At 67.5% G+C, this 12793-nt stretch carries 9 protein-coding genes; 2 read left to right on the top strand and 7 right to left on the bottom strand.

All coding sequences use genetic code 11. The annotated features are described in order from the left end of the window. The first annotated feature begins 120 nt into the window (after window positions 1-120). Together ACZK1G_RS13810 and ACZK1G_RS13815 are read left to right on the top strand one after the other, a co-directional pair. Window positions 121-1209 (top strand): DUF5694 domain-containing protein, encoded by a 1089-nt coding sequence (locus ACZK1G_RS13810; RefSeq protein ID WP_101765697.1) that lies wholly within the window; start codon window positions 121-123, stop codon window positions 1207-1209. Between the two features lie 62 nt (window positions 1210-1271). Then, window positions 1272-1562 carry a putative quinol monooxygenase gene (locus ACZK1G_RS13815; RefSeq protein WP_049443167.1) on the top strand — a complete coding sequence of 97 codons (291 nt, stop codon included), beginning with the start codon at window positions 1272-1274 and terminating at the stop codon, window positions 1560-1562. A 1-nt stretch (window position 1563) separates the two neighbouring features. Here ACZK1G_RS13815 and ACZK1G_RS13820 read toward each other — a convergent pair whose 3' ends face one another. The 7 genes from ACZK1G_RS13820 to ACZK1G_RS13850 form a co-directional block, all read right to left on the bottom strand. Then, entirely contained in the window at window positions 1564-1803 is a 240-nt protein-coding gene (locus ACZK1G_RS13820; RefSeq protein ID WP_233490784.1) for a hypothetical protein, read from the bottom strand. Between the two features lie 78 nt (window positions 1804-1881). Next, on the bottom strand, window positions 1882-3276 hold the full coding sequence (locus tag ACZK1G_RS13825; RefSeq protein WP_049443183.1) for an efflux transporter outer membrane subunit: 1395 nt from the start codon (window positions 3274-3276) through the stop codon (window positions 1882-1884). After that, entirely contained in the window at window positions 3263-4426 is a 1164-nt protein-coding gene (locus ACZK1G_RS13830; RefSeq protein WP_049443165.1) for an efflux RND transporter periplasmic adaptor subunit, read from the bottom strand. The genes ACZK1G_RS13825 and ACZK1G_RS13830 overlap by 14 nt, the downstream gene beginning before the upstream one ends. Continuing rightward, the gene (locus tag ACZK1G_RS13835) at window positions 4419-7637 is read right to left on the bottom strand and encodes an efflux RND transporter permease subunit (RefSeq protein ID WP_101765698.1); all 3219 of its coding nucleotides are present in this window, start codon (window positions 7635-7637) and stop codon (window positions 4419-4421) included. Before ACZK1G_RS13835 ends, ACZK1G_RS13830 begins: the two co-directional genes overlap by 8 nt. A gap of 631 nt (window positions 7638-8268) precedes the next feature. After that, a complete protein-coding gene (locus ACZK1G_RS13840; RefSeq protein ID WP_049444241.1) occupies window positions 8269-9648 on the bottom strand; it encodes a sensor histidine kinase in 1380 nt (459 codons plus the stop codon). Beyond that, window positions 9626-10309, bottom strand: a complete 684-nt coding sequence (locus ACZK1G_RS13845; protein ID WP_014037608.1) for a response regulator transcription factor — start codon at window positions 10307-10309, stop codon at window positions 9626-9628. Before ACZK1G_RS13845 ends, ACZK1G_RS13840 begins: the two co-directional genes overlap by 23 nt. A 95-nt stretch (window positions 10310-10404) precedes the next feature. After that, on the bottom strand, window positions 10405-12588 hold the full coding sequence (locus ACZK1G_RS13850) for a PAS domain S-box protein (protein ID WP_101765699.1): 2184 nt from the start codon (window positions 12586-12588) through the stop codon (window positions 10405-10407). Window positions 12589-12793 lie beyond the last annotated feature (205 nt).

Here is a 12793-nt window from a genome sequence, read left to right on the forward strand (position 1 = left end):
GTCCGGGACGCCGATGCAGTTCAAGCCGAAAAGGTTTGCATGACCAACGGGAGATCTCGTGGCAGATGAAAATGGCCAGCATGCAGCGAACCGCAGGACGCTCACTGACACGGAGATCGCATGTTCCCACGCTTGGCCAGTTTCCTGATCCTGGGCCTGTGCAGCGGCGGCGCCCTCGCTGCCGATGCCACCTATCGCCCCAGCTTCCACCCCGACCAGCTGAAGGGCCCGCCTGCCGGGCGCCCGAACGAAGTGCTGGTACTGGGCACCACCCACTTGTCCGGCCTGCCCAAGTCCTTCAAGCCCGCCTTGCTTGAACCGTTGCTGCAGCGACTGGTCGCCTGGAAGCCCGAACTGATCGCCACCGAAGACCTGTCAGGCCTGCAGTGCGATTTCATGCGTCGCTACCCGGCACGCTATGCAGAGAGCGTGGCCACCTACTGCTTCGATACCACCGCTGCGCAGGCTGCGACCGGACTGGACGTACCCACCGCGAACACCCAGGTCGAGCGCCTGCTTGCAACCTGGCCGAAGGATCCGGCGCCCGCCCAGCGTCGTCGGCTCGCTGCATTGTTCCTGGCAGCGGGCGAACGCGGCTCGGCGCAGGTGCAGTGGCTGCGCCTGCCTGCGTCCGAGCGCAAAGACGGTGATGGATTGACCCCCGCCCTGGTCGAGATCCTCGACAAAGGCATGGTTCGCCGCAATGAAACCAACCTGATCGCCGCCGAAGTCGCCGCCCGCCTAGGGCATGAACGGCTGTGGGCGGTGGACGACCATACAGCCGATTCCCCCACGCCCGCTGAGGATGAAGCGGCGGCCAGCGCGGCCATCACCGGTGCCTGGAACAATGCGCATTCGCGCGCGCGCCGGGAGGCCGACGAACGGCTCGTGGCCGACCTGGACAAGCCCGGCGGCGTCATCGCGCTGTATCGGGACTACAACAGTCCGGCGGCACCGATGGCCGCGTACCAGAGCGACTTCGGCGCGACGCTCGTCGAGCCATCCTCTAAGGCCTTCGGCCGGATGTATGTCGGCTACTGGGAAACCCGCAACCTGCGCATGGTCGCCAACATGCGCGACGTGCTGGGCCAGCACCCCGGCAGCCGCATGCTGACCATCGTCGGTGCCTCGCACAAGGGCTACTACGAGGCCTACCTCAACCAGATGCACGATGTGCAGCTGGTCTCGGCGGACGAAGTATTGCGTTGACGGTGGATAGTGCCGGCCCGACGCCGGCACTATCCTACGGGGCCCGCTTTGCAGGTGCCGACATGCTGAAGGTGATCGCCGAAGACTTCATTCACCCGGAGGCGCTGGCCACCGTCCTTCCGCTGTACCGCGAGCTGGTCGCCTGCACGCAGCGCGAGCCACTGTGCATCAGCTACGAACTGTTCGTCGACGAGAAGGATCCCGGGCACCTCGTCTTCATCGAGCTATGGCCCGACCACGCCGCACTCGACGCCCACTGCGCCAGCGAGCACTTCCAGCGTCTGGTGCCGCAGATCAATGCCTACCAACGCGCACCCTGCCGGTTCGTACTGATGAAGGCCGCTGCGCTGTAGATCATCCGGCGGGGGTCCGGCGCGGTGGCCGGCGGGCACGCCACAGCACCGCGCTTGCTGCCAACGTGCAGGCCAGCGTCAGCACCACCAGCGTCACCGCGCCGCCGTGCAGCACCGGCAGCAACGCCTTCGCATGCAGGTCGTCACGCAGTTGTTCCAGGCGCAACCAGCTGGCCAGCGCCAGGCACCAGCCGACCATGGCCGGCGCATAGGCGGCCACGGCGTTTCGATTCCAGGCCATCATCGTCAGCTCTCTCGTCCGGGGGGAGCGCCAATTGTTCCGCCCCGTCCTCTCACAGGCTGAGACCGCCTCCCGCCGCTACTGCGACCATCCGCCGCCGAGCGCCGCCATCAGCGCCGCACTCGCCTGCAGCTGCCGGCTCTGGATGTCCTGCAGGCCGAGTTGCGCCTGGCGGGCATCGGTCTGCGCGCTGACCACGTCCAGATAGCTCACCGCACCGCCGGTGTAGCGGTCATGCGCGATCTGCTCCGCACGCCGCGCGGCCTGCACGGCCTCCTGCTCGTGGCCACGCTGGGCATCGAGCTGGCGCAGCAGGGTCAGCTGGTCCTCCACCTGGCGGATCGCCGCCAGCACGGTGGCCCGGTACTGCGCCGACGCAGCATCGAATTCGGCCTCGGCCCCGGCCTTGGCAGCCTTGCGGCGGCCGCCATCGAACACCGGCAGTGCAGCCAACGGGCCGAGTGCCCAATAACGGTTGCCCGTATCCAGCAGGGCGCTGCCACCCGAGGTCTGGCCACCCAGCAACCCGGTCAGGCTGAGCTGCGGGAACCACGCGGCGCGCGCCACACCGATGCCGGCATTGGCGGCGAATACCCGCCGCTCGGCGGCAGCGATGTCCGGCCGTCGCTGCAGCAGGTTGCTGGGCAGATCGGCCGGCACCGTCGGCAATGCCGGCAGGCCTGCAGTGGCGACGACGAAGCCTGTGGCGGGGGCACCGACCAGCTCGGCAATGGCATGCCGCAGCAGGTCGTGGCGCGCATCGAGCGCATCCAGATCGGCCTGTGCGCTCGCCAGCTGATGCCGTGCACGGGACACATCCAGCTCCGAAGCGATCTCGCCACGGAATCGGTCTTCGGTCAGCGCCAGCGCCTGCTGGTAGTCCTCGATGCTCGCGCGCAGGATCAGCTGCTGTGCCTCGGCGCCCCTCAGCTGCAGGTAGAGCCCGGCCAGCTGCTGCGACAGGCTCAGCCGCGCGGCGGCCAGGTCATCGCCACTCGCATCGGCGCGCGCCCTGCCGGCGGCCGCCGCGTTGCGCAGCCGCCCCCACAGGTCAAGATCGAACGACAGCGAAAACGTGGCGCTATTGCTGTCATAGATGGCCGGCTGGGTCGCGCTGCGCAGCGGCTTGTCATCGGACTGGCGCTGGCGCACCGGGCCCGTGCTGAAGCCGATCTGCGGTGCGCGCGCAGATGCCACTTCGCCCGCAGCGGCGCGTGCAGCATCGTAGTGCGCCACGGCCAGTGCCAGCGTCGGATTGGCCTGCTCCAGCTGTTGCTGCAGCTGGTCCAGCACCGGGTCATCAAAGGCCTGCCACCACGCCGGTGCCATCGGTGCAGTGGCCACCGCCGCCTCGACCTGCTCGTAGGTCGCCGGCATCGCCACCGACGGCACCTGGTAGGCCGGCGCCAGCGAACAGCCGCCCAGCAGCAGCGTCGCCAGCGCAAGCGCAGCGACACGCTCAGCCGCGGGCATGCGCGGGCTCCTGCTCACCGGCCACCACACGCACATGGTCACCTTCGCGCAACGCATCGGGCGGATTGGGAATGACCCGGTCGCCCGCCTTCAAGCCGCGGTCAATGCGCAACGTGCTGCCCAGATCACTGACGATATGGATGTCGCGCAGATGCACGATGTCCTGGGCGTCGACCACTGCCGCCTGCGTACCCTTGGCACGGAAGATCAGCACCTCGGCCGGCACGCTCACGCCGGCACCGCCGTCCTGCAGCGGCAGGGTCACTTCCGCATAGCTGCCGGGCAGCAGTGCGCCGTCGGCGTTGTCGACCACGAACTGCGCCAGCAGGGTGCCCGAGCTGCGATCGATCGCACTGGAATCCCCCTGCAGCGTGGCGGTGAAATGGCGCCCTTCCTGGCCTGGCACCTGCAGCGTGGCTTGCAGCCCGGAGCGGATGCTGGCCGCGCTGTTCTGCGGCACCGGCACCATCAGGCGCAAGCGGCGGGTGTCAGCAATGTTGAACAGCTCGCGGCCGCTGTCATCGGCGCGGATCAGCTGGCCGACGTCGGTCTGGCGCGAAGTAACGGTGCCATCGAAGGGCGCGCGCAACGTACGGTAGCGGCCGAGCTCCTGCAGCCGTGCGTAGTCGGCCTGGGCCGCTTCCACGCTGGCCTGTGCGGCCACCGCATTCGCCTGCTTCTCGTCGGCTTCCTGGCGCGACACCGAATGGCTGCCAAGCATGCCCTGCCAGCGCTCGGCGCTGACCTTGGCCAACGCTGCGTCTGCCTGTACCTGCAGCAGGTGGGCGTGGGCCTGGGCGATCTGCTGGTCCAGTTCCGGGCTGTCGATCACCGCCAGCACCTGGCCGGCCTTGACCGCCTGGCCGATGTCGGCACTCCACGATTTCAGGTAGCCGCCCACGCGGGCATGGATCGGCGCCTCGGTCCAGGCACTCAGGTGTGCCGGCAGGGTCATGGTTCCTGCAGCGCCCTGCCCGCCAGCGATCACCACCTGCACGGACGGGACCGCCTGGCGCTCGGTCCACTCGACCACGGCGTGTGCCTGCTGCGCGCGCAGGGCAAGACCACCGGCCACCAGGACGAGCGCAACAGCCGCGGCCAGGAGCAAGGGACGGCGCAGCGAACGCTGCGGCAGCGAAGACTCAGACATGCAGGGGTTCTCCGGCAGGAGCAGTACGGGTTTTGCGGGAGTGGGCCAATGCGAACACCACCGGAACGAACAACAACGTGGCGCAGGTCGCCAGCAGCAGGCCACCGATCACTGCGCGGCCGAGTGGCGCGTTCTGTTCAGTGGACAGTGCGGTCGGCAGCATGCCCAGGATCATCGCCAGCGCTGTCATGCAGACTGGGCGGAACCGGGTGAATCCTGCTTCAAGCGCGGCCTTGGCCGCGTCACCATGCTCGGCCAGGCGCTCGCGGCAGAAGCTGACCACCAGGATCGAATTGGCCGTGGCCACGCCCATGCACAGGATGGCGCCGGTCAACGCGGGTACCGACAACGTGGTGTGGGTCAGGAACAGCATCCAGACTACGCCGGCCAGGCCCGCCGGCAATGCGGTGATGATCACGAACGGATCGGTCCAGGACTGGAAATTGATGACGATCAGCAGGTAGATCAGCACGATCGCCGCCAGCAGGCCGTAACCGAGGCCGGTGAACGCGACGTGCAGCGCATCGATCTGCCCATGCAGGCCGACCTCGGTACCCCGGGGGCGCTGGCCGGCCATGCCATCGATGACCTTCTGCACATCGGCTGCGACCGCGCCGAGGTCCCGATCCTGCACGCTGGCGTACAGATCCAGCGTGGGCTGCACGTTGTAGTGGGTGACCACTGCGGAACTGGCGCCGCGCTGGATGTCAGCCAGGCCGCCCAGCACCTGCGGCGTGCCACTGCTGCCGGTCACCGGCAGCGCCTGCAACGCGGCCAGGCTGTCCATGCGGTATTGCGGCGTGGCCGCCACGACGCTGTAGGAAATGCCATTCTTCGGGCTCAGCCAGAACGTCGGAGCAACCTGGCCGCTGCCGGCCAGCGACGCCACCATGCTGTTGGTGACATCGCGTTCTGTGATGCCCAGGCCATTGGCGCGCAGGCGGTCAACATCCACCTTCAGGGTCGGATAGCCATCAGGCTGCTGCAGGCGCAGGTCGACCAGGCCCGGCACGTGGCGCAGGCGACGCTGCAGCTCCTGGGCGTAGGCGCGGTTGCCGGCGGCATCCGGCCCGGCGATGCGCACGTCCAGCGGTGCCGGCAAACCGAAGTTGAGGATCTGGCTGCTGGTATCGGCGGGCAGGAACGCGAAGCTGACGCCCGGGAAGGCGGCCGGCAGCACCTCCCGCAGGCGCCGCGCATACTCGGCCGCATCGCCGTGGCCCGGCTTCAGTGACTCCTGGATGTCGCCATCCTGCGGGCCGATGGTGCCGCTGGCGCTGTAGGCCATGTTGATGCCGGTCATTGGCAGGCCCAGATTGTCGACGATGGCGTCGATCTCATGCGCCGGCACTTCCTGGCGGATGCGCGATTCGATGCGATCGAACGCCGCCGCGGTTTCCTCGATGCGGGTGCCCAGCGGCAGGCGTACGTGCAGCGACAACGCGCTGGCTTCGGTGGCCGGGAAGAAGTCCTGGCCCAGTGCCGGCAGCAGCGCGAAGGACACCAGCACGCAAGCCATGAAGCCGATCAGGAAGCGGCCGCGATGTGCCAGCGCCAGACCGAGCAGTGCGTGGTAGCGGTCTCGGGTGGCGGAGAAGCCGGCCTCGAAACGCTGCTGCCAGCGCACCAGCGTGGCCGTCAGGCGTGCACGGCGCGGCCGCGGATGATCACCTTCATGATGGTTGAGGAACGCGTCCTCGGGATGATGCCCAACCCCGCCTTCCACGCGATGCGGCCGCAGCAGGTACAGCGCCATGGTCGGCACCAGGGTGCGCGAGAGTATGAAGGAGCTGCCCATGGCGAAGATGACCGCCAGCGCCATCGGCCGGAACAGGTAACCGGCGATGCCATCAAGCAGGAACATCGGCACGAACACGATGCAGATGCACAGCAGCGATACGAACGCCGGGCCGACGATCTGCGCAGCGCCATCGAGGATCGCCTCGCGCACGCCCTTGCCCTGCTCCAGGTGCCAGTTGACGTTCTCGATGGTGACCGTGGCATCGTCGACCAGGATGCCCACGGCCAGCGCCAGGCCGCCCAGCGTCATCACGTTGAGGGTCTGCCCGGCGGCCGACAGCAGCGCGATGGCCGACAGCACCGCCAGCGGGATCGAGGCGGCAATGATGACGGTCGAACGCCAGCTGCCAAGGAACACCAGGATCATCACACTGGTCAGCAGCGCGGCGATGATGCCCTCGCGGGCGACGCTGCTGATCGATTCGCGCACGAAGGTGGACGCATCGCCCAGCAACGAGATCTTCAGCGACGGCGGCAGCGACTCCCCGATCTGCGGCAGCATCGCGCGGATGCGGCTGACGAGCGTGAGCGTGGATGCATCGCCGTTCTTCAACGCGGCCATCAGCACCGAATGGCCGCCGTTGACCCGCACGATGTTGGTCTGCGGCGGCGAGCCGTCGCGCACGTGGGCCACCTGGCCGATGGTGACCACCGCACCATTGACGGTGCGGATCGGCAGGTCATTGAGCGCTTCGATCTCGTTGGGGCTGTTGTTGAGCAGCACGGTGAATTCATTGCTGCCCAGCTTGGCGGTACCGACCGGGGTGATCTGGTTCTGCGCCGCCAGGGCGTTGCCCACGTCCTGGGCCGACAAGCCCTTGGCGGCCATCGCCTGTGGGTCCAGGTCGAGGGTGATCTGGCGCTGCTTGCCGCCGTAGGGGGCGGGAATGGCCAGGCCCGGAATCGAGGTCAATGGCGGGCGCACCGTGTTCTGCGCAAGGTCGCGGATCTGCGACTCGCCCAGCGTCGGGCTGGAGAACGCCATCTGCAGCACCGGCACGGTGGAGGCGCTGTAGTTGAGGATCAGAGGCGGCGTCATGCCGGCCGGCATCTGCTTGACCATGGTCTGCGAGATCGCGGTGATCTGCGCATTGGCGGTGCGGATGTCCACGCCGGGCTGGAAGAACACCTTCACCACGCCCATGCCGGCCAGCGACTGCGATTCGATGTGCGCGATGTCGTTGACGGTGGTGCTGAGCGCACGCTCGTATGGCGAGATCACCCGCCCGGCCATCGCATCGGGCGACAGGCCGGTGTACTGCCAGACCACGGCGACAACCGGGATGCCGATATCGGGAAACACGTCAGTGGGGGTGCGCAGCGCGCTGAGCGGACCGATGATGCAGATGAAAATGGCCATCACCACGAAGGTGTAAGGCTTGTTGAGCGCGGTCCTGACCAACCCGAGCATGCGGCTCTCCAACGGTGCCACTGCCCACCGCGGGCAGCGCAGGTCGGCAAGTATCAGCGCTGCCAGCTAAAACAAAGCTGTGCCGCAGATGAAACATATTTCATGAAGGGGTTTTGTTGCAGGGCTGCGCCCTGCACCTGCTTCAAACCAGAGCAACGTCAAATGCCAGAGCGGCATTCCGTGGGATTGCGGGGCACTGTGGGTTTGCGGGGACGCCGTAAACCCGTCCATGGGGGCTTGGTCGCGGCATCCATGCCGCTCACACCCCGCAAACCCACAGTTCCCCGCCTTCGACAGATTCCGGCGGCTGTTGGTAGGAGTCGACCTTGGTCGACACATCTGTCAGATATCGAATGAAATTCCGGGGTCAGATCCGTTTTCCTCCGGAAAACGGATCTGACCCCACGAGCTGTTCCAACAGATCGCAGAAAACTGTCGAAGGCGGGGTGGGTCCGGTTGCGGGGGCGTGAGCCGCATGGATGCGGCGACCGAGCCTACAAGGACGTATTTACGGCGTCCCCCGCAGCCGGGCCCACCCCGCCCCCCCCACGGAATGCCAGCTTCTGCCTTTGACGTTGACGTTGATTGCAGCAGGTGCAGGGCTGCAAGCCCTGCAAAAAAAGAACACTCTCTACAGCAGCTGCGGTCGGCACAGCAGGCTGAAGCGGGCGCCGCCCAGCGTGGACTGCGCCACCTGCAGGCGGAACCCGTGCAGGCCGGCGATGGCTGCCACGATCGACAGGCCCAGGCCGAATCCTCCGCCCTTGCTGGCCTCCGCGCGATGGAAACGCTGGAACACCAGGCTGCGTTCGGCGTGCGGTATGCCCGGGCCCGAATCCTCCACCACGATGCTGGTAGCTCCCTCCTCCACCTGTGCCGACAGCTGTACGCGGCCGCCCTCCGGTGCGAACCGGATCGCGTTGTCGAGCAGGTTGCCGATCGCCTCGAACAGCAGGCCGCGGTCGCCCACCACGCCCGACAGGCCAGCGGCCAGTTCCAGCTGCAGCCACTGGCCCTTCTCCTCCGCCAGCGGCGCGTAGAACGCGTGGATCTCCTGCAGCAACGCTTCCGGCGCCAGCGTGTCGAACCCGGAGCGGCGCTGGTGGTCCTCCAGCTCGGAGATCCGCAGCAGCGCGCGGAAACGCACCATCAGTGTGTCGGTTTCTTCCAGCACCTGCTCCAGTGGCAGCGCCTGCGGATCACCGTCCTGTACCTGCTGCCGCATGCGGTACAGCTGCGCACGCACGCGCGTCAGTGGCGTGCGCAGATCGTGGGCGATGTTGTCGCATACCCCTTTGACCTCGGTCATCAACTGCTCGATGCGGTCGAGCATGGCGTTGACGATGGACGCCAGCATGTCCAGTTCGTCGCGGCGGTTGGCCAACGGCAGGCGCTGGCCCAGGTCGCCTGCAACGATCCGCGCAGTGGCCTGCTCGATGGCCTGGATGCGGCGCAGCGGCCGCCGCCGCAGCAGGTGCCAGCCAAGCAGCCCCGGCAGCAGGGTCAACGACACACCCCACAGCAGGGCGTCGAGGATCAGGTGATTGACCTCGTTCAATGGCCCGCTGTAGCGCACCAGCACCAGGATGCGGCCGTCGCGGGTCGGCATCGCCAGGCCGAAGCCGCGCTTGCCACGTGCGTTCACATCGGCAATCGGCAGGCCGGACACCGGATGCGCGCTGCCATCGAGCGGCAGCTGCGCCGGCAACGACTTCAGCATGCCGGCAATCGGCTGGCCCTCGGGGGTGAACAACCCGTAGGCATCGATGCCATGCAGGTCATAGCGGCGGTTTTCGCGCAGTGCTGCGGTCAGGCCATCACCGGTGAAGTGCTCAAACAGGTGCGCACGTTGCAGCACCGCTGACTGTGCCAGCTCGTCCAGGTACAGCGACACCCTCCAGTACAGCACCCCCAGCAGCACGCACGACCAGGCCACGAACAGCAGGCTGTACAAGCCCAGCAGGCGACTGCTGGACGAGCGCCAGCCGTCAGACAGTTTCGCTGAGGACATAGCCGCTGCCACGCACGGTACGGATCAGCGACGGCGCGTCGGCCTGGTCCAGCTTGCGCCGCAGGCGGCCGATGTGCACGTCGATCAGGTTGGTGCCCGGGTCGAAGTGATAGCCCCACACTTCCTCGAACAGCATCATCCGGGTCAGTACCTGGCCGGCGTTGCGCATCAGGTATTCCAGCAGCTTGAACTCGGTCGGCAGCAGGCTCAGGCTGCGCCCGCCGCGGTGGGCGGTACGCGCCAGCAGGTCCAGCTGCAGATCCCCCACGCACAGCAGGGTCTCGTTGCCCGCCGGGCGCTGGCGGCGACGCAGCAGCACCTCCACCCGCGCGGCCATCTCGTCGGAGGCGAACGGCTTGGTCAGGTAGTCATCGCCGCCGGCACGCAGGCCGCGCACCCGCTCATCGACATCCGACAGCGCACTGAGCATCAGCACCGGCGTATCGATGCCGATCCGGCGAAGGGTGGTGACGATGGCCAGGCCATCCAGCCCGGGCAGCATGCGATCCAGCGTGATTGCGTCGTAGTCGCCACTGGCCGCGCGCACCAAGCCTTCGCGGCCGTCGGCCACCCAGTCCACCTGCAGGCCATGGCTGCCCAGCTCCGCCACAATTTCCTGGGCCGTGATGGCGTCATCCTCGATGGTCAATACGCGCGACATGGGCACCGCTGAAGTCCAGACTGGCCCATGCTCGCCAAATCAGCCGGCGCGGGCAAATGAAACATCCTTCATCCATCCCGGCGGTGCGGGCCGGTTCAGCCTGGTTCGCCGTCGTCACCCGGAAGCTCGGACAGCTCGCCCTGCACCTGCACGTTGTTGCGGCCCATCGCCTTGGCCCGGTAGCACTGGGCATCGGCCGCAGCCACCGCCTGGTCCACGCTCATGCCGCCGGCCAGCGGCGCGATACCGATGCTGGCACCGATCCGCAGCCGGTCCTGGTCCCAGGGAATGGACAGGGAGGCCAGCGTATGCAGCAGTTCACCGCCGATGCGGGCCGCACGACGTGGCGTACAACCGGACAGGATCACCGCGAATTCATCACCGCCCAGCCGCGCCACCACGTCCGAATCGCGCACGCCATGGCGCAGCACGCTGGCCACCGCCCACAGCACGGCATCGCCGGCCAGATGGCCCCAGGTGTCGTTGACCGGCTTGAAGCGGTCCAGATCGATGTACATCAGCGAGGCGGCCTGGCCGGTGCGCTCGACGCGGGTGATCGCCTGCTGCAGGTGCACCTCGAAGCCGCGGCGGTTGCTCAGCTCGGTCAACGGGTCGATCTCGGCCAGGTGGCGGGCTTCGCGCTGGCGCGCACGCTGCTGGGTATCATCGCGCAGCACCCAGACCGCGCCGCGCACATGGCCTTCGTCATCGCGCAGCCAGGCGCGGGTCAGGTCCACCGGCACCGTTGCCGCGCCCAGCCGCAGCAGCAGGTCGGCGTGCAGGTCCACTGCATTGCTATCCGGGTCCAGCAGCACCGACACATCCAGTACCGAGCCGGGCGCGTACTCGGTGGTCAGCGTCAGCACGTCCTGCACCTTGTGCCCGGCCAGCGACAATGCGCCATCTCCGGCCAGGGTGCGCACCGCGGCCGCGTTGGCGTAGTCGATGCGGCCATCAAGGCTGACGCTGAGCACCAGGTCGGCCACCGCATCCAGGGTGATGCGGCTGCGTTGTTCGCTCTCGAACAGGCGCTGCTCGCTGCTGCGCTGGGCGGTGATGTCCTGGATCTGCGACACGAAATGCAGTGGTTCGCCGTGCTCGTTGCGCACCAGCGACACCGACAGCCGCGCCCAGATGATGCGGCCGTCGCGGTCGAGATAGCGCTTTTCCAGGTGGTAGTGGCTGCGTCGCCCGGCCAGCAGGTCCTGCACCAGGGCCAGGTCGGTCTGCAGGTCATCGGGATGGGTCAGCCGCTGGAAATCGACCTGCAGCAACTCTTCGCGCGGGTAGCCCAGGATCCGGCACAGCGCGTCATTGACATCCAGCCAGCGTCCTTCCAGCGAGACCAGGGCCATGCCCAGTGCGGCGGAGGTGAACGCGCCAGCGAACTTCTCTGCCGACAGTCGTGCTTCCGCGCGCGCCTGCAGGATCTCGGTAATGTCGATGGCCATGCCGACGTAACCGATGCGCGCTCCATCAGCACTCTCCATGCGGCTGATCGACAGGCGCACCTGCCGTGACTGGCCATCCTTGCGCAGCAGCGTCCACTGCCGCGAGTAGGTCTGCCCGTCGGCACGCGCGCTCAGCGCCTCGAACACGCCGGGAAGATTGCCATCAGCATCGGCCAGCGGTCGCATCCAGGCCTTCAGCTCATCCGGATCGTGGAAGGCATCAAGCCGGCGCTGGCCGACCACCTCCGCCGCTCTGTAGCCCAGCAGGCGCTCCGCCCCCGTGTTGAACAGGGTGATGGTGCCATCGGTATCGGTGGCGATCACCGCCACCTCATCGGACGCATCGACCACGGCCTGCAGGCGTTGCCGGGTCTCGGCCGCGTCCTGCCTCGCCTGCTGCAGCTCGGTGACGTCGGCATGCGCGCCGGCCATCCACAACGGCTTGCCCTGCCCGTCCCATTCGAACACCCGCCCACGGTCCTGGATCCAGATCCACTGCCCGTTCTTGTGGCGCATGCGCAGCAGGCAGGCGTAGTTGTCGGTGCGGCCTTCGAAATGCTCATCCAGCGCCGCATCGGACAGCGCGATGTCATCGGGATGGACCAGCTTCAGGAACGTCTTCTGGCAGATCGGTTCCAGCTCATCCAGGCGGTAACCGACAATCTCGGCCCAGCGCGCATTGACCCGCATCTCGCCGGTCTGCACGTTCCATTCCCAGGTTCCCGCAGCGGTACCGTCGATGATCATCGCCAGCCGGCGACGCTCTTCCGCCAACTCCTGCAGGCGGCGCTCCAGCAGTCCATTGCCGTGGGTGCCCTGGCCCGGCATCACTCCGGTCCCCTGCCGGCACGGGCAGGCGCCGACCGCAGCGGAACGCTGCGGCCTGCAACGAAGACGGCGGGTCGTGCTGGCGTCATGGCCCTCCCCAGCGACAGCGGGGAGGCCAAACGCCCCCCTCAGGCGCAAGTGTGCGCAATCACGGGGAAAACCGACAAGTCCCCCGCCCCGGATCAACCGTGACGGGGGGCACGAT

It is taken from the genome of Stenotrophomonas sp. 109824_Sma (assembly GCF_056480025.1).